General features: G+C 71.4%; 14 protein-coding genes and 1 pseudogene. 2 read left to right on the forward strand and 13 right to left on the reverse strand.

Annotated elements, in window-relative coordinates; all coding sequences use genetic code 11:
- Positions 1–474: pseudogene (locus ACIGA3_RS14050) on the reverse strand (hypothetical protein); the annotation flags it as partial.
- A 70-nt stretch (positions 475–544) separates the two neighbouring features.
- Entirely contained in the window at positions 545–2386 is a 1842-nt protein-coding gene (asnB, locus tag ACIGA3_RS14055; protein WP_399714466.1) for an asparagine synthase (glutamine-hydrolyzing), read from the reverse strand.
- A 488-nt stretch (positions 2387–2874) separates the two neighbouring features.
- On the opposite strand from asnB, the gene ACIGA3_RS14060 reads away from it, so the two are divergent.
- Positions 2875–4029 (forward strand): glutathione-independent formaldehyde dehydrogenase, encoded by a 1155-nt coding sequence (locus ACIGA3_RS14060; RefSeq protein ID WP_399714467.1) that lies wholly within the window; start codon positions 2875–2877, stop codon positions 4027–4029.
- Positions 4030–4051: 22 nt separating this feature from the next.
- On the opposite strand, the gene ACIGA3_RS14065 is transcribed toward ACIGA3_RS14060, so the two are convergent.
- The 3 genes from ACIGA3_RS14065 to ACIGA3_RS14075 all read right to left on the reverse strand — a co-directional run bounded on the left by ACIGA3_RS14065 (position 4052) and on the right by ACIGA3_RS14075 (position 11543).
- Complete coding sequence (locus ACIGA3_RS14065; RefSeq protein WP_399714468.1) at positions 4052–4339, reverse strand: hypothetical protein; 288 nt, start codon at positions 4337–4339, stop codon at positions 4052–4054.
- A gap of 101 nt (positions 4340–4440) precedes the next feature.
- Positions 4441–6018: a hypothetical protein gene (locus ACIGA3_RS14070; RefSeq protein WP_399714470.1), complete on the reverse strand. Its 1578-nt coding sequence runs from the start codon at positions 6016–6018 to the stop codon at positions 4441–4443.
- Complete coding sequence (locus ACIGA3_RS14075) at positions 6015–11543, reverse strand: hypothetical protein (RefSeq protein ID WP_399714471.1); 5529 nt, start codon at positions 11541–11543, stop codon at positions 6015–6017. The genes ACIGA3_RS14070 and ACIGA3_RS14075 overlap by 4 nt, the downstream gene beginning before the upstream one ends.
- Before the next feature lie 587 nt (positions 11544–12130).
- Here ACIGA3_RS14075 and ACIGA3_RS14080 point away from each other — a divergent pair.
- The gene (locus tag ACIGA3_RS14080; protein WP_399714475.1) at positions 12131–13504 is read left to right on the forward strand and encodes an NAD-dependent succinate-semialdehyde dehydrogenase; all 1374 of its coding nucleotides are present in this window, start codon (positions 12131–12133) and stop codon (positions 13502–13504) included.
- Between the two features lie 61 nt (positions 13505–13565).
- On the opposite strand, the gene ACIGA3_RS14085 is transcribed toward ACIGA3_RS14080, so the two are convergent.
- Genes ACIGA3_RS14085 through ACIGA3_RS14120 form a run of 8 tightly spaced genes read right to left on the reverse strand, consistent with a single transcriptional unit; the run spans position 13566 to position 20959 of the window.
- Positions 13566–14633, reverse strand: a complete 1068-nt coding sequence (locus tag ACIGA3_RS14085; protein WP_399714478.1) for an NADase-type glycan-binding domain-containing protein — start codon at positions 14631–14633, stop codon at positions 13566–13568.
- A gap of 4 nt (positions 14634–14637) precedes the next feature.
- Positions 14638–15207 (reverse strand): phage tail protein, encoded by a 570-nt coding sequence (locus tag ACIGA3_RS14090; protein ID WP_399714480.1) that lies wholly within the window; start codon positions 15205–15207, stop codon positions 14638–14640.
- Positions 15204–17162, reverse strand: a complete 1959-nt coding sequence (locus ACIGA3_RS14095; RefSeq protein WP_399714483.1) for a putative baseplate assembly protein — start codon at positions 17160–17162, stop codon at positions 15204–15206. The genes ACIGA3_RS14090 and ACIGA3_RS14095 overlap by 4 nt, the downstream gene beginning before the upstream one ends.
- The gene (locus ACIGA3_RS14100) at positions 17162–17584 is read right to left on the reverse strand and encodes a GPW/gp25 family protein (protein WP_399714485.1); all 423 of its coding nucleotides are present in this window, start codon (positions 17582–17584) and stop codon (positions 17162–17164) included. The genes ACIGA3_RS14095 and ACIGA3_RS14100 overlap by 1 nt, the downstream gene beginning before the upstream one ends.
- Positions 17581–17901 (reverse strand): PAAR domain-containing protein, encoded by a 321-nt coding sequence (locus ACIGA3_RS14105; RefSeq protein ID WP_399714488.1) that lies wholly within the window; start codon positions 17899–17901, stop codon positions 17581–17583. The genes ACIGA3_RS14100 and ACIGA3_RS14105 overlap by 4 nt, the downstream gene beginning before the upstream one ends.
- A gap of 43 nt (positions 17902–17944) precedes the next feature.
- Positions 17945–19765, reverse strand: coding sequence for a VgrG-related protein (locus ACIGA3_RS14110; protein WP_399714491.1), 1821 nt, complete (start codon positions 19763–19765; stop codon positions 17945–17947).
- The gene (locus tag ACIGA3_RS14115) at positions 19762–20484 is read right to left on the reverse strand and encodes a LysM peptidoglycan-binding domain-containing protein (protein ID WP_244334868.1); all 723 of its coding nucleotides are present in this window, start codon (positions 20482–20484) and stop codon (positions 19762–19764) included. Before ACIGA3_RS14115 ends, ACIGA3_RS14110 begins: the two co-directional genes overlap by 4 nt.
- 49 nt (positions 20485–20533) lie before the next feature.
- Positions 20534–20959 carry a phage tail protein gene (locus tag ACIGA3_RS14120; RefSeq protein WP_031181814.1) on the reverse strand — a complete coding sequence of 142 codons (426 nt, stop codon included), beginning with the start codon at positions 20957–20959 and terminating at the stop codon, positions 20534–20536.
- Between the last annotated feature and the right edge of the window lie 45 nt (positions 20960–21004).

Below are 21004 nucleotides of genomic sequence, written 5' to 3' on the forward strand. Positions count from 1 at the left end.
TCCGGCTTCCGGCTTCCGGCTTCCGGCTTCCGGCTTCCGGCTTCCGGCTTCCGGCTTCCGGCTTCCGGCTTCCGGCTTCCGGCTTCCGGCTTCCGGCTTCCGGCTCAGTTTCTTATTATAGCCAGCCCCGTGCGGCGCGCCAATAAGCGGGAAGGGTATTTTGTGCAGATTCCCGCCCCGGTTTGTGGCAACAGCCAGATCGAAAGGAAGGGATACCGCTTTCTCCCACGAAATGGCCAGCATCCCCCGCGAGGCGAGAAATTCCACAGTCCCCTCATCGAGAACCGAGGACCCGGTGCACGAGAAAAGAACCTGCACCCGTTGATCGCCGTCGAACACGGAGAGAATGTCCAGCAGCCGGGTGGCGGACGTGATGTTGTGGACGACGCCCAGCACACTGCGCTCCGCCCGCACGGTGCTCCAGCGCTCGCTGTCCCCGTGCACCGGCACCGGCAGCCGCCCCGCCTCTCGCACGCGCGTGCACCCCCATGACCGTAAGATCCGCCGACCACACGATAACCACCGAGGGCTCCCGCGCTCCGCCTCAGCCGATGCTCACCTCGGGCGAGTAGAGATCAAGCCACACGGCGAGGTCGAGCGTCCGCTCCAGCCCCCGCCGGGCGGCCTGCGTACCGGCCAGGGACTCGTGCTCCGCGATCCTCCGGACCTTCCCGCGGTCGAGGAGGTCGAAGACGCGGTGGGACGGCTGGGACAGGAGATCCTTGACCTGGGTCTGGAGGGCGCGGCCGTAGCCGGGGTCCTGGGTGGAGGGGTACGGGCTCTTGACGCGGTCGTACACCGAGCGGGGCAGGACGTCCGCCGTGGCCTCCCGGAGGAGGCTCTTCTCGCGGCCGTCGAACGACTTCAGCGCCCAGGGCGTGTTGTAGACGTACTCCACGAGCCGGTGGTCGCAGAACGGCACCCGCACCTCCAGCCCGACCGCCATGCTCATCCGGTCCTTCCGGTCGAGCAGGATGCGCACGAAGCGCGTGAGGTGCAGGTTGGACATCCGACGCATGCGGAACTCCAAGTCGCTCTCGCCGTCGAGTCGTTCGATCCCGGCGGCCGCCGTACGGAACCCGTCCGCGACGTACCCCTTCAGGTCCAGCGCGCCGACCAGCTCGGGCCGCAGCACGCCGGTGTCGTCGCCGAAGTGGCGGCCGAAGCTCACCAGCCAGGGGAAGGTGTCCGCGTGCCGGGCCTCCTCGTCGAAGAACTGGAGGTAGCCGCCGAAGACCTCGTCCGCCGACTCGCCCGACAGCGCCACCGTGGACTGGTCCCGGATGGCGCGGAAGAGCAGCAGGAGGGAGGCGTCCATGTCGCCGAACCCGGCGGGCAGATCACGGGCACGGATCACCTTCTCGCGTGCGGCGGGGTCGGCGAGGGACTGCACGTCGAGGACGATGTCCTGGTGCTCGGTCCCGGCGAGCCGGGCCACGTCGTGGACGAAGGGGGTGTCCGGGGTCCCGCGCAGCTCGTCCGCGACGAAGTTGTCGGCCTGCCCGGCGAAGTCGACCGCGAAGCTGCGCGCCTTCTCGCCCCGCTCCGCCAGCTGCTCGGCGGCCAGCGCGGTCATGGCGGAGGAGTCGAGACCGCCGGAGAGCAGGGTGCAGCGCGGCACGTCGGCGACGAGCTGGCGGCGCACGATGTCGTCGAGGAGCGTGCGGACGGTGGCGATCGTCGTGTCCCGGTCGTCGGTGTGCGGACGGGTCTCCAGCCGCCAGTACACGCGGGTGCGCGGGCCGGAGCGGTCGACGGTGACGACGGTGCCCGGCTCGACCTCGCGCATGCCGTCCCACACGGCGTGCCCAGGCGTCTTGACCATGGTGAACAGCTCCCGCAGGCCGTCCAGCGAGACACGGGGGCGGACCAGCGGATGGGCGAGGATCGCCTTGGGCTCGGAGCCGAACAGGACGCCGTCGGCGGTGGGGTGGTAGTAGAACGGCTTGATGCCCATGCGGTCGCGGATCATCACCAGCTTGTCGTGGCGGCCGTCCCAGACGGCGAACGCGTACATGCCGTTCAGCCGCTCGGCCACCGCGTCGCCCCACTCCAGGTAGCCGCGCAGGACGACCTCGGTGTCGGACTCGGTGGTGAACCGGTGTCCGCGGTAGGTGAGTTCGCGGCGCAGCTCGGTGAAGTTGTACGCCTCTCCCGAGTAGACGAGGGCGATGTTCCCCTGGGGCGTGTGGACGGACATCGGCTGGCGTCCGCCGGGCAGGTCGATGATGGCGAGCCGGCGGTGCCCCAGCGCGGCGGGCCCCTCCGCCCAGGTGCCCCGGTCGTCCGGACCCCGGCAGGCCATCGTCTCGGTCATCGCATCCAATACGGCGTCCTCGGCGCCGAGATCACGGTCGAAGGACACCCAGCCGGTGATGCCGCACATGCGCTGCCTCCTGCCTACGGCGCACCGCTGACCTGCAATTTCCCACCAGCGCAGGGCCCGGCCGCCGAACCAGTTGTATCGAGCATCTATGTGACGAGCCTCCGCCTGGCACGCGCGCCGGTCAACGCCCCCGTAACCTCCACGACACGACTCGCCGCCGGTTTCGGCCGCACTTTGCCCAAGCGAAAACCGGCGAACGCCCGGTGAGCAGCGCGGCGGCACCGCGAACAAGCCACAGGCAAAAACTTCGCCAATCCCCAGGTGAGCCCCTTCTCGGCGGCTCGGCGGCTCGGCGGCTCGGCGGTGATCGACAAGGCCCCTGGGCCGGCCAGGAGGCGGGTTGCAGCGCCCGGCTCAGGGGCGTTACCTGGAAGCAACGGCGGTGGAGCGAGGGCAGCGGACCCCGGCACGGCCACGCCTTCTCGCGCGTTCCGGCAGCGGCCCGCCCCCGTCACCGTCATCCAGCACGAGACGCGGAGGTGACACAGGTGAAAGCCGTTGTCTACGAAAGGCCCTTCAGCGTCACGGTGACAGAAGTCGACGATCCGGAGATCCAGCACCCCAACGACGTGATCGTCCGCATCACTTCGTCCGCGATCTGCGGCTCCGACCTGCACATGTACGAAGGGCGCACCGCGGCCGAGCCGGGCATCGTCTTCGGCCACGAGAACCTCGGTGTGATCGAGGAGGTCGGCGACGGCGTGACCTCGCTGTCCGTGGGGGACCGCGTCGTGATGCCGTTCAACGTCGCGTGCGGGTTCTGCAAGAACTGCCTCGCCGGCGAGACCGGGTTCTGTCTGACCGTGAACCCCGGCTTCGCGGGCGGCGCGTACGGCTATGTGGCCATGGGGCCCTACACGGGCGGCCAGGCGGAGCGGCTGCGGGTGCCCTTCGCCGACTTCAACTGCCTGAAGCTGCCCGAGGGCGACGAGAACGAGACCGACTACATCCTGCTGGCCGACATCTTCCCCACCGGCTACCACGGCTGCGAACTCGCCCAGGTCTCACCCGGCGAGACGGTCGCGGTGTACGGGGCCGGGCCGGTGGGCCTGATGGCCGCCTACTCGGCGCTGCTGCGCGGCGCGTCCAAGGTGTTCGTGGTCGACCGCGTGCCCGAACGGCTCGCCAAGGCCGAGGAGATCGGGGCCATCCCGATCGACTTCACCCAGGGCGACCCGGCCGAGCAGATCAAGGCGCAGACGAACGGCGAGGGCACCGACAAGGGCATCGACGCCGTCGGCTACCAGGCCCAGACCGGTGACGACAGCGGCCACGAGGAACCCGCGATCGTCCTCAACCAGCTGGTCGAGACGGTCCGGCCGACCGGCAGGCTCGGTATACCCGGCCTGTACGTGCCGTCCGACCCCGGCGGGCCCGACGAGAACGCCAGGCACGGCCAACTCCTGGTCTCGATCGGCAAGATGTTCGAGAAGGGCCAGAAGATGGGCACCGGCCAGTGCAACGTCAAGAAGTACAACCGCCAGTTGCGCGACCTGATCGCCTCCGGCCGCGCCCGGCCCAGCTTCGTGGTCTCCCACGAACTGCCGCTGGAGGACGCCCCGCAGGCGTACGAGAAGTTCGACAAGCGGATCGAGGGCTACACCAAGGTGGTACTGCACCCCGGCCACGACCTCGCGGCGTGAACCGGGGCTCCGGCCCGCCGGATCAGGCGTGCCGGGCGGTGATCTTCCGTCCCGGCGCGGCATGGTGGGCCGGAACGTCCGTGCTCTTGGCGCGCAGCCGCTGGAGCCACAGCGTCGCCGTGGCCAGCAGCCCGGCGAAGAGCGTGAGAAGGAGAACGGAGACCCACATCTGGCGACTGCCGGGACTCATCCATCCCGTCCAGATCGCGGCGGTCAGCCACAGGGCCACGCCGGTCGCGTAGAAGACACGCACCCGGCGCAACTGCCGTACGGCTCGCAGGATTCGGGAGTGATCGGTCATCGCTGCCATGCGGCCCCGTGTACCCCCGATCCCGCGCCGCACGACCCTGTGATCGCACCCTCTCCTCGTCCGAGGACACTGCCCAGGTCAGCAGCGGCGCTGAACCGGGATCATTTCGCGGTCCAGTCGGTGGTCAGCACCTTCGTCAGGGCCACGAGATCCTCGTGGCCGAGAGGGCTGCGGTGGGAGAGGGTGTTGCGGGCGTTGCGCAGTGAGCGCAGGCGGTGATGCTGGGTGCTGGTCAGGTTCAGCATGTGGGCGGCGGCTACGAGCCCGCCGATCTCCAGTTCGTGGAGGTCGGGCAACGCCGTCGTCCCACCATTCGTGTTGTACTGCGAGCGGGCTTCGGCGCAGAAGTCCTGAAGGCTGTGTGTGCCCTTGCGCAGCAGCTCGGGCACCAGGTGGATCAGGGCTGTGCGAGCCTCCTCGATGAGGGGGAGCAGGACCCGGTTCTGAGCGTGACAGACGAGGATGCGCAGGTCGTGCGACCGGGAGTCCGGCAGGCGACGGCCGTGCACCAATCTGATGCGCCCCTCCCAGCTTTCGACAGAGCCGCCGGCCCACGCATCGTGGAGTTCGGCGTCCGGGGCCGACGCGTGGGCGGCCGACATACGGACGCTCGGCTCGTACTCCGCCGCGGTGGGTTGCTCGTCGGGCAGCAACCCGGCGAGCGCCGAGCGCAGACTGTCCAGGTCTCCGCCGCGCCAGACGTCCCGCAGGACGAGAGCGCGGTCGATGTCGGGGCCGCAGACCTCGGCGACCACGGCATCCGTGACGCGCTGGAGAAGGGCGCCGGCCGGGTTGCTGGTGCGGCCGCCGGATTGCCAGGCCATGAGGACCTCGGTGTCCAGACGGGTCCAGACCTTCCACCACCAGTGGACGGACGACCGGCTGCGGTCTCCGAGCACATGGCGTGGCAGGTCGCCCGCTCGGGCCGCGAAGAGGAACCGCGGCCGGGTATGGCCGGACAGACCGGCTTCGTGGAAGGTGGCCACGGCGACCCGGAGAACTCTCGCCGCCTCTTCGTGAGAGGTCTCGTTCCAGCAGCGGACGAAGACGGTGTGCGGTGCCAGACCGGCGGCGGCCTGTTCCGCCAGCGCCGCGACGGGATCACCGGTGACACCGAGCTCCTTGGCCAGGCGGTCCTGCAGCGTCGAGGCCGATATGGGTGCGGAGGGGGATGCCTTCGGCAGTTCCGCACCGCTCGCGACGACCAGACCACTCAGCAGATCGCCGTACGGGTCGTCCCGGAGACCCGCTTCCTCTGCCCGGTTCGCCCGGTTCGTGGCATCGGGAGATGCACGCGACTCCGTGAACGGCACCCGCACCACGGGCGACGGCCCCGTGGCACGGTCGGACAGGGACACGGCCCCGGGCACCGAGATCACCCCGTCGATACGGTGGGCCAGTTCATCGACGAAGAAGTCGGCACGTCCGGAGTCCACGAAGGGGTCGGGGAAGTACCAGACGCAACTGCGTCCGGACAGCAGGTCCGCCTCCAGCAGATCGAGGTGCCGACGCGGTCCGGGGAGCCGGGCGAGGCCCTCGTCGTCCATCTGCCAGGTGGCGCCCCCGCCTTCCGGAGCCGGGACGCGCGCCTTCGGGACCTGCGCGCCGGAACCACTACTGACCGAGGACTCGGCACCCCCGGGCACGGCGCTCTGCGCCCAGGGGTCGGCTGCGGTCACCGATCCGGTCCGATCGTCTTCAGGGACCGGAAAGTGACGGCGTCGAACCGGACGCCCGTCCCGACCTGGTCGAGGACTGCCAGCCGGTCGAGGCGCTCCAGCAGGCGTTCGGCCGAACGGAGGGCCTCGTCGCCGTCGCTCTCCTCGAAGAAAGCGGCAGCCAGGTCTCCGGGGGTGATGACCGCGTTGCCGCCGAGGTACTCCTCGACGCTGTAGAACTGCGCCCAGGCCGTGATGGGGGAGACGTCCGCCTCCACGAGCCCGGCCGCATCGAGGTGGGCCCTGGCCGCGTCCGAGGCGTCGAACCGCTCGCACAGGCTCTGGAGTACCTCCTTCTGCCGCATGCCGGAGCGCACGTTGTGCATCGCGAGCTCGACCAGAGCGGGCCAGCCACCGGTGGCGGCGATGAGACTGCGGCGTTCCTGCGGCAGCCCGAAGGGCGACTCGGGCCAGGCGCGGACGCTGTCGACGGTCCACCGCTGCGGCACGACGAGGCCGGCCTTCGTCGTCTCGGCCTGCGCGGCCGCGTCCGGGGAACAGAGAACGACCGCGTACCGCCGAGGCGCTCCGGGCGCGGCCTCGGCATCGATCGCCGTGGCTCCCGTGTGCTCGACCAGGCGCTCCGCGGCATCCTTCACCTCGGACCCCGCTCGGCCGCGCAGGTCGACGAAGAGGAGCCTGGACCCGCGCCGGCGTCGTGAGTTCGCCGTGATCGCGTCGACCAGGTCGTCGGCCGGGTCCACGGTGACGACGTCGAAACCGTACCCTTCGCCGTACAGCCGCAGGCCGCCTTCGACGAGGTGGTCGCCGAGTGCCCGTGTACAGGGCACGACGCTCGTGCGGGTGGAGTGGGCGAGCATCTCGTCGAACTGCCCCTCGGTCAGCGGACTCATCCGCTGGACCCCTCGCATGATGCCGACGGAACGGCGGGCGGAGCGTGGGTTGTAGTCGTAGGGCAGGTCGAACTCGGTGTCGTTCAGCTCGCTGTTCAGCTCGTTGCGGGTGCCCAGCATGTTGACCACGTTGGGGCTGCGCATCGCGTAGGCCCGCTCCTCGGCGGGGAGCTTGATGAGCAGGCCGAGCCCGACCATCTCGTCGAGGAAGATGGTCAGTTGACGCTCGCTGTTGAGCGGGAAACCCTCCTGCCAGATCTTGTGCGCCTCCTCCAGCAGTTCGCCGGGTCGGATGGCGTGCGCGTAGCCGTGTTCGAGGGCGCGCAGGGCGATCAGCAGGGTGAGGACGCGGTAGCGGTCCTCCAGGTTGATGGTGTAGCGCAGTCGTTCCGCGATGAGTTCGCGGACCCGCTCCAGGTTGGCGACGGCCTGGACGTCGTCCCAGGTGATCGGTGCGCGGCGACCGTCGGCGGGCATGGCCCGCTGCTGCATGTAGACGACGAGGTGATCGCAGAAGATCTGCACCAGGTTCGCCTGGTAGTTGGTGACACCCAGGATGTGCCAGACCAGGTCGGGCCTCTCGAAGACGAGACCGACGGCGGCCAGGGGCTCCTCGACGAGTGCGACGGCGGCCTGCGGCTTGAGCGGGCCGACCAGGACGCCGGGGCCGCCGTGCGCGGTGACGACGTTGGTCAGGTGGTTGAAGCGCTGAACCTGGTGCAGACCGGCGAAGACCACCTTGAAGGACCGGCCGGTGGCCTCCATCAGCCGCTGCAGCCGTTTGACGGTGCGGAACGTCGACTGGCCACCACCCGTGTAGACGGCCTGGGCGTCGGCCGTGAGGAAGGCGTCTGCCTCGTCGGCGAGCAGCAGGATGCGCCGACCGGGCTCCGTCTCGATCCACTGCCGGATCTTGTCGGCGATGGTGTCGACGGGACTGCTGTCGGAGGTGTTCGCAGGGATGACGTCACGGCGCTTCAACTCCGCGAGCAGTGCCCGCCAGATGCCGTCCGGGGGCTCGGCGTGTCCGATGTCCGCTTTGAGGAGGTCGATGTAGACGGCGATGTTGTGGTTCGGATCGGCCTTCTGGAACACCTCGACCGCCTGCCGCAGCAGGGACGACTTCCCGAGCTGACGTCCGCCGAAGAGGAAGATGGAGCCATCGGGCTTCAGGACCTCGCGCATCTCCTCGGCCCGGCCCTTGAAGACCTCCGGGGGTACGAGACCGGCGACGTGCGGCGTGTACGGGGTGTACCCGGTCCACGGCAGCGTGACCCGCTGCGCGGCCCGGAACGAGCGGGGGGCGCGGGCCGCGACCCAGCCGACGACGGCCGGGTCGACCACCAGGGCCTGCTGACCGCGGCTACGGGAGGCGAGCGCGAGCTTGCGGCGCCCCTCGATACCGAGAGGCTGGAGGTAAAGGATCACGTTGGCGCCGATGGCCGAATCCGGGAGGTGCCGCAGCGGCCCCTCGCCCCGGAGCTCGTCGGCGATGACGACGACCTTGTACATGCGGCGGGCCTGGGAGCCCAGGGCGGCGACGTATCCCGGCGTGCTCTCGGTGATGTCGGCCCGCACGCTCAGCCGGGTGACACCGTGCCGGGCCTCCTCGACGTTGGACTCGGTCACGCTCAGGCCGAGCAGGCGCAGCACGCTCCTGGCCTGACCGCGGATCTTGCGCGAGTCACGCTCGCGGATCAGGTTCTCCCAGGAGTCGAGCCCGGCGACCGCGTTCTGCACCAGCGAGTCGTCGCCCGCGTAGTGCTGCGCCCACCAGCGGGCGCTGACCCCGTGCCGAGTGGGTGGCGGGGCCTCGCGGTGAGAGACGCCCGCCAGGAAGCGCGACAGTTCCTGGCCGACGGGCTCGGTCGGGGCCGGCAGCGCGTCGCCACCACGGGCGAAGGACAGGAGTTCCTCCGCGGCGACCGTCTCACCGCGGTCCAGCAGCGCGCGGATGCGCTGCTCCTCCGCCTCGCTCAGGCGCGTGGCGTCGAGCTCGCGGTAGAGCTGAGCGGTCTGCTGCTCCTCCAGCGCACGCAGGCGACGGCCGATCTCGGCGGTGGCGCGGAACTTCTCTCCGTGCCGATCTCTGTGGTCCGCCTCCAGATCGAGGAGACGTACGGTGAAGTCGTGCTCGTCCTCGGGCTTCAGCAGGTTCTGCACCCGCATCTGCGCCAGGGCGAGTTGGGCGCGCCGGTGTTCCTCGGCGCACTTGCGCCGCCAGTCGGCGGCCGCGTCCGACAGTGCCTCCTGCCAGTCCGCGACCTGTGCCGGCTGCGGTGCGGTCCCGACGAGCAGCCCCTGCTCCAGCCTGTCCAGCAGGCGGGCCGCCAAGTGCAGGTCGCCCTCGCCCTGGTGGCGTCGCAGCGCCAGGGCGATGTCGGTGGGACCGAGCAGGCCGAGCATGGCCTCCAGGGCGTCCGGCCTCTCGAGATCGGGTTCGTCCCGGCCCTCGTGGACCCGCCAGGACAGGCCGGGCAGGTGGAGGAGGCCGTCGGCGGGAGGGCGGAACCGTGTGTCGCGCGGCTCGGGAGAGTAGGAGCCGTCGAGCCAGCGCAGCAGCAGCGCGAGGAGTGCCCCGCCCACCCCGGGCACCGGCTCGGCCTGCCGCGCGGCCGTGATCGCCTTCATCAGGTCCCGGCCGACGTCGCGGCTGCCGGAAGGGCGGGAGGACGCGGCGATGCGCAGGGCTGCCGTGAGCAGGTCCTGGACGCTCTTGACGTGCCCCCGGAGCTGCTCGCGCGCGGCCGAGTGGATCGGGTACTTCGCCTGCTTGGGCGTCCGCTTCGCTCGGTCTGTGGCGTCGATGATCCGGTCGGCGGCGTCGGAGCGCTTGTAACGCTCCTCCATCTCCTTGACGAGCGCGTCGGCCTCGACGCGTCCCTCGGCCCAGCCCTGGATCGTCTCCAGCGTGCCTCCCAGCACACCGTCGGGTGCCGCGAGGGCCTGCAGCACGATCGTGGCGCGTTGGTACTTGATGGTGCGCTGCGGCAGATCGAGCGCGAGCTGGCGGGCCCGCTCACCGATCTCCTCGCGGCTGTCGACGGCGGACGCGGCGGCGGGTGCGTCCAGGGCGCCGGGCTGGATCTCGACGGACTGCCGCACCGCGTGCACCAGTTCCTCCAGCAGCGTCGCCCACGGTCCGGACAGACCCGGCAGCGACGTGAAGTCGGTCAGGACGCTGCCGGCCCACCGCGCCGACAGGCCGCTGCGGATGGCCGCGGTCAGCAGCACCAGGTGGGCGTCGCGGTCGTCGTCCCAGGGACGCTCCTCGACCACCGCCTCGATCCGTTCCTCGGCCTCCACCTGCAGATCGGAGGCCCACCCCGGCGACGCGTGGAAGGCGGCGTCCGCGAACGCCAGCGCGACCAGGCGATGTGCGTCCGCGTCGGCGGCGCGGCTCAGCCAGTAGGACTCGGCGAGCCTTCCCTCCTCGACCAGATCCGCCACCGGGGCGGAGTCACCGGACCACACGTCGGCCGCCGGCTTCGGTGCCGGGGCCGAACGGCGCTGGGCGGGAACGCGGTCCAGGGCGACCGCAGAGACCTCGTGCTTCACCGCGACCGCCGGGGTGTCCCCACGCGCGGCTCCGTCCTGGACGGTGAGGGTGGGCGCCTCGCCCTCACTCCAGGACGTGCCGAGTCCGGTCTCCTCGGCCGCCCCCTCTCCCCCCGGCTCTTCCTCCGGGTTCGTGCTGGTGGCCACATCGTCGGGCGACGGTACGGCGACGTCTTCGACGGACTCGACCTCCGCCTCGGCACTGCCCGCCTCACCGAGAGGTGGCGGGGCGTGCACCTCTTCCGGCTCGCCTCCTCGCAGTTGATGGAGCCTCTGCTCGTACTCCGTGATCTGGTCGCGCAGGTGGCCCCGGAGCATCTCGCTCGTGGAAGACTCGTAGATGGTGCGGGCTTCGTCGAGCGCCTGCTCGGTCTCCGCGATCTCCAGGTCGGTCTCGTTCCGGCGACGCTCGTTCTCCCGGACCCGCTCGACGAGCGACTCGGCCGCGGCCCAGCCCTGGTCGTCGGCCCAGGTCTCACCGGCAGCGTCCGTGAAGACGCGGACCAGAGTCCGGCGTTCTTCGATCCACTCCGCGGTCGTGCGCAGCAACTCCCGGTCACCGGCCAGCCGTCCGGCACGGACGGCCGCGACGAAGGCGTCGAGCCGGTCGGCCAGTTGCTCCGCGGCCTCCTTCAACCGCGCCGTCTGCTGCCCGATCTCCTCGGCGTCCCGTCGCACCACGATCCGGCTCCCCCTCGCTTCCGGTCGAGTCGTCTGTTCTGTGTCCGTGCTTGATCGCGCCCCGCTGCCGGATTCCCGCAGCACCCAGCGCTCACAGGAGAGGCGCTCGTAGTCGGGCTGGGTCAGAGGGGCCGCGGTGCTCTCGGCGGCCTCCTGGAGTTGCTCCGCGTGCTCTCGCACCAGCTCACAGGTGGGCAGGTCCTCGAAGAGGGAGAGCCCTTGGAGCACGAGTCGCGCCAGGTCCGGCAGCAGCTCCGACAGCATCTGCGTGAGCTGCTCAAGACCGGCGTCCGGCAGCCGTGCCGCGTGTCCCGTCTCGCTGAGCCGGGAGTCGGCGAGCCTGACTCCGCACGCGCAGAGGCTGAGGATCAGCTGTTCGGGCGCCCGGGTCACCCACATCCGGGCCCCGGCGGTTTTGCGCAGCTTCGAAGCTGCAGGGCCACCGTCGTAATGCAGAGCGGTAGGGCCGTGTGTCTTTTCGACGTGCCGGAACAGCATGAGCACCAGGTCGGGTTTGTCCCGCAGCCATTGTCTGAACGACGAAACGGAAGTCACGATCCCCCTAGTTGTGCGCGCGGCGCGCCCTTCCCCCGCCTTCGCTCCCACCACTCATGAGGGCGATCCGTCTGGCTCAGCCCGAGTGCCGGAGTTCCGGTGATGGACAGTCATATCAAACGGGTCGGACAACGGCGAGAGATTCCCGACCGCAGCCACGCACTCCGGAGGTGGAACCGCTCCTCGGCAGCATGGCTCGCGACACCTTGCTCGGAAGTGCCTCGGATGGCCCTCCGCAGCCCGCCCTCCGGCGAGCGCGTTCGGCGGACCTCGGACAGCCTGGGGGAGGCGGCCGGCGGGTGCGGGTGTTCCGGACCTGCCCCACGGGTAGCCGGTTGGCCGTACCGTCCGGGAACGCCCGGCCGCCGCCACCCACCGCGGCTTTCCGGTCCGGAGGACGAGAGTCCGGAGAACGAGAGGACGTCATGGAGCACTACCGAATCGTCAACCCCGCCACCGGTGAGACCGTGCGGGAGTACCCCACCGCGACCGACGCGGAACTGCGCGAGGCGCTGGAACTCGCCGACACCGCGCAGCGCGAGTGGGCCGCCCGGCCGCCCGAGGAGCGCGCGGCCGTACTGCACCGGGTGGCCGACCTCTACGAGGAGCGCCGGGACCAGCTCGCCGGGATCATCACCCGGGAGATGGGCAAGCCGGTCAGGCAGGCGCTCGGCGAGATCGACATCGTCGTCTCGATCTACCGGTACTACGCCGACCACGGCGAGGAGTTCCTGAAGGAGGAGGAGCTGGACGTGGCCTCCGGGGGCCGTGCCGTCATCCGCAAGGAGGCCGTCGGCACCCTGCTCGGGATCATGCCGTGGAACTTCCCGTACTACCAGGTCGCCCGCTTCGCCGCGCCGAACCTGATGCTCGGCAACGCCGTGCTGCTCAAGCACGCCCCGCAGTGTCCGGAGTCCGCGCTGGAGATGGAGCGGCTCTTCCAGGACGCCGGCCTGCCGAAGGGCGCGTACGTCAACATCTTCGCCGGCAACGCGCAGATCGAGGACGTGATCGCGGACGACCGCATCCAGGGCGTCTCCCTCACCGGCTCCGAGCGGGCGGGCGCGGCCGTGGCCGAGATCGCGGGCCGGAACCTGAAGAAGGTCGTGCTGGAGCTGGGCGGCTCCGACCCCTATCTGATCCTCGGCGTCTCGGACATGTCCCGCGTCGTGAAGAACACCCTGCAGGGCCGCATGTTCAACGCGGGCCAGGCGTGCAACGCCTCCAAGCGGATCATCGCGCTGGACGAGCACTACGACGATTTCGCCGAGCAGTACACGGAGGCGGTCCGCCGCATCGTCCCCGGCGACCCCACCGACCCCGGCACCTTCATGGGCCCGCTCTCCTCGGAGAAGGCCGTCGAGACCCTGGACGAGCAGGTCCAGGACGCCATCTCCAAGGGCGCGACCGTACTGGCCGGCGGCCGCCGCATGGACCGGCCGGGCGCCTGGTACGAGCCGACGGTGCTCGCGGGCATCACGCCCGAGATGCGGGCGTACAAGGAGGAGCTGTTCGGCCCGGTCGCGCTGCTGTTCAAGGTCGGCTCCGAGGACGAGGCGGTCGAGTTCGCCAACGACTCGCCGTACGGGCTGAGCGCCTCGGTGCAGACCGACGACGACGAGCAGGCCGAGCGGGTGGCCCAGCGTCTCGCCACCGGCATGGTGTTCCTCGGCGGCCCGGCGGGCACGGCCGCCGAGCTGCCCTTCGGCGGGGTCAAGCGGTCCGGCTTCGGCCGGGAACTGGGCCGGTTCGGCATGGAGGAGTTCGCCAACCACAAGCTGGTCCGCATCACCCGCTGACGGGTGCGCGAACGCCCCGGCCTGCTGGGTCGGGTCCGCCGGCTGTCCGGGGCGCCGGGTGTCAGGTCCGCTGGAAGAATTCCACCTCCGCCAGCGCGATGTGCCGCCCGGCGGACAGGCCGACCGGGGCGCCGAGCGTCAGCCGGACCGTGGTGACACCGCTCATGCCGACGGTGATCGGCTGCGGTCCGGGCTTGTCGCTCAAGTCGATCTCCTTGCGCCGCACTTGGCCGTCCTCCGACGTGACGTCCATGTCCAGATGGAGGGCGCGGGCCTGGGCGCCGTAGTCCTCGGCGTTCTTGGACGCGCCGTTGGTGACGATCAGATCCACGAACCGGAACGGCTTGGCGAAGCTGTACGTCACCGACGCGCCCTTGCCGGGAATCGCCCAGTAGCGGTTGGTGAGCCCGTCCGTGGTCAGCCGGGCCGAGTGCCCCGGAAGCTGGGCCGTGGCGGTGACACGGGACGGGCTCACCGCCTTGGGCGTGCCCAGCTTGTCCCGCGTGTCCTCGATCAGCTGCCGCCCGGCCGGGAGCAGCAGGAAACCCGCCGCGCACAGCGCCAGCACCACCGCGAGGATGACCAGCAGCCGCACCAGCCGGCCGGAGCCGCCCCGAGTGCGGCGCCGGAACGGCCACACGGTGCGCCACCACGGCAACCGCTCCGGAGCCGCCACAGCCGCCAGCGGCGCGGCACACTTCCGGCAGAAACGGCGGTACGCCGGGTTGGGGGTACGGCAGACGGGACACGGCACCCCGGAGGCGTCCTCGTCCGCCGGGAGCGGTCGGACCACCGGCCGGGGGGCGACCGCCTTGGCCGGCTTGACGGGCTGCGGGGCGGCCGGGGGAGCCGGTGGCTCGGGGGGCGGGGCGACCGGGCCGGGCGTCTCCGGGGCGCGCTCGGGAGCCGGTGCCGGTGCCGGTGCCGAAGCCGGCGCGGGCGCCTCGGCGTCCTCGGTCCGGGGCGCGGGCGCGACGGCCGGTTCCGGCCGCTCCGGCTCCGCCGCGGCGCCGGCCGCCTCGCCCCGGCCCCGCGCCGAACCCTCCGACCAGCCGAGGTAACTCCCGCAGTTCCAGCAGAAGTCGTCCGTCGCCTCGTTCGACGCCCCGCAGGCGGGACACTCGCGCATGACGTCACTCCCCTTCGCCGGAGTCGGAGGGCGGAGCGGAAATGACCTCCACCCGGCATCGCGTGTGCACCGGGCACAGCGCCCGGACCAGTTCGTGGACGCGTGACTCGTCGACCGTCGCGTCCCGCTCGGGCCACACCCGTACGACGATCTCGGCGTCCGGCGCGGGCGGCAGCTCGGTGCCGGGGGTGCGGGACCAGACGGCGGCGCCGTCGCCGGCGATCTCGGCGCCCACCCCGAGGATCAGGCGCAGGGCCTCCAGCAGGCCACGCTTCGTACCGCGCCCCCGGTGCAGTTCCATCGCCCGGACCGTGGCCTCGCGGCGCAGCTCGGCGGGCCAGCGCGGATCGTCCACGCCGCCCACCCAGGAGGCTAGCCAGGCCACGAAGTCGGCGGGGGCCACCCTCGGGTCGAGGTAGGCGGGCAGGTTGTCCAGCGTGCTGAACACCGGGGCCAGGACCGTGTCGAGACCGGCGGTGAAGCGCTGGGCGAAGTCGTCCTCCGCGTACAGCGCGGGCAGTTGCCCGCCGATCGGATGACGGCTGGGCAGACCGGGGACCGCGGCGCGGCTCATACGCGGGCCTCCGGCTCCGCCGCCGTGACGACCACCTGGTGCTGGTACGGGAAGACCAGCGCGCCCGCGCCGATGTCGACCCGGTCGACAGGCGTACCGCGCCGCCCCGTCACCGGGTCGGCCGGGAACAGCCGGATGTCCTCCACCAGGACGTCCCCCACGGCACGCTGGAGCACGCCGAACACCTCGCCGTACTGCACCGGCCGCCCGAACGGCCAGCCCGTGCCGTCGGGGCCGCCGTGCAGCGGGTCCAGGTGGTCGTAGAGCGCGGCCAGCGCCGTGGCGCGCACCCGGTCCGCGACGGCGGCGGGCGCGGTGAGCCGGGCCACCACGGTGACGCCCTGGTAGACCGGCGGTTCCACGACGAGCCGGGTGCCGATCAGGCGCCGCTCGTCCAGCGCCCCGGTGATCGTGGCGAGCACCTGGTCGGACGGGATCAGCTGCTCGAAGCGGACCCGGCCGTCGTCGTCGGGGACCGCGTCCGGCACCACCAGGACCCGTACCGCGCCCGGCTCGTCGGCGGCCGGCAGACAGCGCACCCGGCGCACCGAGGGCGCCGCCTGCCGCGCGATGATCTCGTGGTCCTCGGCGGTCACCGCGCGCTCCTGCATACGCAGCGCCTGCGGGGCGCGCAGCCGGGCGTTGGCCACCGTCTCGCCGGCGACCCCGCCACGGGCCGCCTCCCGGTTGCCGACGCGCGCGACGTACGGCACCGAACTGCGCAGCACGTTGATCGCGCCGCGCGCCACATTGCCCGCCGGGCCGCCACCGGTGCGGTAGCGGGCCACACGCACCTGGGCGCCCTTGGGCGGTACCGCGCCGCACGCGCGCAGCGTGCCGTCGGGTTCGCGCAGCGCGGGCGCGAAGCCGAACTCGCCCGAGGTGGCGTCGACCCGTACGTGCCGGTCCTCGGGTCCGGAGCGCCCGAAGTGCTCGACGACCTGCCAGCGCTGCCAGCCGTCGGCGGAGGACACCTCCACCACGGGCGGCTCGCCGTCGAGCAGCACCGGCGGCCGGTCGAGGCGGAACGTCTGCCCCGCGACCCCCTCGGAGACACCGAGCGGCACGTCCGTCACCGTCTCCGCGTGCTCCACCGTCATGGTCCCGCCCACGGTGAACACGGCGGCCTCCCGCACGGTCGGGGACTCGGAGTAGAACGGCTGGCCGGGTTCGGCCGGCACGACCCGGCAGCGCAGCCAGCCCGCGCGCGTCCCGCCGATCACGGACGCCGTGTGCGACGCGGGGATGTACACGGTCACCTCGCCGGGCCGGTTCAGACCGCCCGTGGTGTCCTCGCCGGTCTCGCACCGCAGCCAGCGCGTCCCGTCCCACGCCTCCCAGGCCAGCGGCGGCTGGCGCGGGTCGACGCCGACGCCCTCGACCCGGCTGTCCAGGCGGACGGCGACCACACAGCGCGGTACGGCTGTCGGCAGCCCGAACAGCAGCGCGTCACCGGGCTCGGGCACCGTCTGGAAGCAGGGCACGTCGCGGCCCTCGGCGAGCGCGTTCGTCCGGTCGGTCTGCTCGCCACCGCGCGGCGCGGTCACCAGCCGAATCAACTCGCTCGGCACGATGCGCAGTTCGCCGGTCGTGGCGAAGACGACGGCTTCCTCGTCCTCACTCGCCGCCGTCGTCACCTCGGTGCCCGCGGTCAGCGTCACCGTCTCCGGCTGCGGCGCGGAGAGCCAGAAGTCGACCTCGGCGGCCGCCGCCGACGGCGGGAACAGCCGGATGCCCAACAGGTCCAAAAAGGCCAGGTAGTTCTTCTCCGGGACCCGGTTCAGCCGGTACAGCAACTGGTCCACCAGATAGGCGAACGTCTCGATCAGCGTGACACCGGGGTCCGACACATTGTGGTCGGTCCACTCGGGCGCACGCTGCTGCACATACCGTTTCGCCTCGTCCACGAGCTGCTGGAAGCGCCGGTCGTCCAGATTGGGGGAGGGCAGGACCATCAGTCGCCGACCACTTCCTCGACACCCTCCTCGGAGGGGATCGTGTAGAACGGAAACACCAGATTGCGCCGGTCGTTGGTGGATCGCACCGTGTAGTGCACGTCGATGTAGAGCGTCCCGGCGTCCACCGCGTCGAAGGCCACCACCACCTCGTCCACGGAGATCCGCGGCTCCCACCGCTCCAGCGCCTCCCGCACCTGCTGCGCGACCCGGCCCGCCGTGGCGCCGTCGCCCGGCGCGAACACGTAGTCGTGGATGCCGCAGCCGAACTCGGGCCGCATCGGCCGCTCACCTGGCGCAGTGCCGAGGACCAGCCGGATCGCCTCCTCGATCTCCCGCGCCCGCTCCACCATGGCGATGCCCCCGGTGGGGCCGACCCGCAGCGGGAACGCCCAGCCACGGCCGATGAACCGCTCGCTCACAGCACGCCACCTATCTCCACGCTCAACTCACCCATCACGATCTGCGCCTGGCACGCCGTCTTGTCCCCCATCCGCGCGGCGGGCAGCCCACCGATCAGGACACCCACACCGGCCAGTGCCATCGGATCGGGAATGATCACGTTCAGCGGTCCGGTGGCCGCGTGCGGGGGGACCACGCACACGTGCAGGCTGCCCACGACGGCGGCCGGGCGGCCGCCGATCAGCACGGTCGCCACCCGCGCGGCGGCCGCGGGAGGCGGGGTGGTGATCCGGCCGCCATGGCTCGTCGGATCACCGGTACGGGCTGCGGCCGGCATGATGGACTCCTCGGTATCGACAACAACAGGCGTGCGGGACAGCTCAGTTGATCCGGATGAGCTTGGCCTTCAGGACACCCAGCAGACCACCGTCCACCTCGACCGACGAGCGCCCGGACACCGCCACCGCGCGCCCGGACACGGACACCCGCGACTGCCCTTCGAGCACCACCCGCCGCCCCTGCAGGGTCACTTGACCCCTCGGCGCACTCAGCGTGATGTCCTGCTTGTCCATGACCACGGACGTCCCCACCTGCCCCGGCGACCGGTACACGGTCACCTCGATCCGGTCCTCGCGGTCGTCCATCCGGACCTCCAGCCGCTTGTCCGCCGTCACCAGGCGCAACCCCGACGGACCCGGCCGCGGCGCGTCCAGCAGCTCCAGCCGGTGCCCCGAACGCGACACGAAGGAACGCCGGTTGACCTTCCCGCTGGTCTTGTCGATCAGCGGCACGTCATGCTTCGACGGCTTGTCCACCCCGTTGTAGAGCCCGCCGAGGACGTACGGGCTGTCCAGCAGCCCCTGCTCGAACCCGACCAGCACCTCGTCGTTGACCTCGGGGCTGACCACACCGCCGCCGCCCTTGCCGCCCCACTGCACCGTACGCACCCAGTCCGAGACGTAAGTGTCGTCCAGCCAGGGGAACTTGAGCCGCACCGCGCCCTGCTCGGCGCCGTGCGGCTCGCGCACGTCGGTGACCACACCGATCGCCAGCCCTGGAATGCGCGGACCGCGCGAGCCCGCACCGGCACCGGTCAGCCCGGTCAGCGAGGGGTCCGGGCGGGTACTGACCCACAGGGTCGTCCGGTACCCGCCGTGCGGCTCCAGGACGTGCTGCACCGCCGTCGCCGTGTACCGCCCCGAGAACGCCGGACCCACATTGCCCAGCGCGACCGGCTTGCCCGCGCGCAGCGCCGGATTGCCGGTGGTCAGCGCCTCCAGGTCACCGTACGAAGCGCTCACCTGCTCCGCCGTCGCCCGTGCCACCGCCGCGGCCTCCGCCTGCGTGCGGTACGGGGTGTCGGCCACCGTCACCTGGGTCTTCTTCCCGAACCGGTTCACCGACGCCGGGTTCAGGCCGGGCACGACCGTGCCGCTGGTGATGGACGCCTGCTCGGCCACCACGGCCCGCTTGGTGGTCGCGTCCCAGCCGCGCACCTGCACCTTCTGCGCCGCGTCCGCCATCGACAGCGACGCCCGCAGCGCCAGCAGGTTCCGCCCGTACTCCAGCACCAGCGGGCTGCGCGTCGCGGGCGTCGACGGGGAGGGTGCGCCGGACGCCTTCACCGGGCGGGTGAACTGCAGGACCCCCTTGTCGTCCACCCGTACCTGCGCACCGCACTCGCCCGCCAGATACCGCAGGAAGTCCCAGTCGGAGACGTTCGCCTGCGAAAGCTGCTTGTGCGTGACCGCGGGAGCCTCCACCTTGCCGCAAGCGAGGCCCGCCGAGGTGGCGACCTTGCGGATGATCGCCGCCGTCGTCATGTTCCGGTACGCCACCACCTTCCGGCCGCGCTGCAACCGGTGCGCCCTGGAGTACGCCCGTACGACGGTGAACGTGCCGGTGCCGTCCCGGTCCAGCTCCAGCGCCGTGACCTCGCCGCTGAACAGCGGCTCCCGAGCCTGGCCCTTCACCGTCACCACCGACACGCGCAGCGGCGTGCCGATCGTGACACCGGTCGCGGCGAGGAACTCGTGCTGCGGATCGCGGTAGGTGAGCACCGCCGTGTCCGGCAGCCCCACGCTCTCCTCGACCACACAGCTGACCAGCTGCGTCGCCCAGGTCCCCGGCAGTTCTCCCGGTGCCTCGACCACCGGATCGGCCGCGAACGACCGGACGTCCCCCGACTCGGCAGCCGTCACAACTCCTCCTCGTACCCGGCGTCCCGCAGCCCGGGCACCACCAGTTCGGTCCCCGGCTCCAGCGCCATCGGGTCGTCTATGCCGTTCGCCTCGGCGATCGCCCGCCAGGCCGTCGCGTCCCCGTACTCCCGCCAGGCGAGCATCGCCAGGCTGTCGCCCGCCACCAGCGTGTGCGTGCTCCGCGCCGTCCGCGCGCCCGAGGTGGGGTTCTGCCCCGGCGGGTCGACGCTCGCCTCCTCGATGGACAGCGAGCAGGTGGCCCGGAGCGGTTTCCCGTCCACGTCGAACAGCGTGTACGACACCGACAGGCTGGACAGCACCCCGTCGAACGACGTCGTACGCGCCGTGCCCCACTCGAACCGCACCCAGGGACTCGCCGGCTTCTTCCGGCCGAGGCTCGCCTGCGTGGGCACGCATGCCTTCATCAGCTTCTCCACGGCCTGCTCCACGGAGTTGTCGTGGGTGGCCGTCGCGTCCAGGAACACCTCAAGGCTCAGCACCCGCGGGCCACTGCCGACGAACTCCGGCAGCGCCGACTCGCCCGCCATGCGCGCCGGAGTGCGCCGCCACTCGGTGGATTTGCTCAGCTCCAGCGTCGACGGGTTGAACTGGAGGTCGAGCCGCGCGAGCGTGCCGCCGGGCCGGGCGCCGACCGAGGCCGGCGGCTCCTTGAGCGTGAGCTGAGCCCTGGCCCGGCTGGCGCGGCCCGATGGGGACATGAGGTGGTTCCTTCCTGGGAGACGTCGTTTTCGCGGGGCGAGCGGGCGGTCAGGAAGGAACCAGCCCCTCGTGCGCGATCTCCAGCGTCTCCACCGCCGCCTGCGAACTGGCCGGGTCGAACGACGGGCCCTGCCAGCGCACCGGCACGATCCCGTACACCTGCCAGCCGATGATCCGGCTCAGGTCGGGACGCAGCGCCACGATCTCGCCGTCCTTGGGCTCCACCCGGCGCAGCGTCTCGTCCAGCCAGCGGCCGATCTTCGCCGTGTCCGCCGTGACCGGCCGGGTGAGGGTGATGTTCGACCAGGTGACCCGGCCCGGCAACTGCCAGGTGAACCCGTTGTTGCCGCCCTCCGCGTACGTCTCCATCTCGACCTGGGCGCCCATCCCGGAACAGGTGTGGAAGGCGCCGAGGTCGTTGCCGCCGATGGCGAGCCGGAAGAACACGCTCGTGGCGAAGATGTTGTCCGTCATGCTGCTCGTGGTCCGTCCGTGGTGCGTTCGGTGGTGGCGTGGGGT

Origin of the sequence: Streptomyces sp. NPDC085596, assembly GCF_044541565.1 — a bacterium.
Classification (GTDB): Bacteria; Actinomycetota; Actinomycetes; order Streptomycetales; family Streptomycetaceae; genus Streptomyces.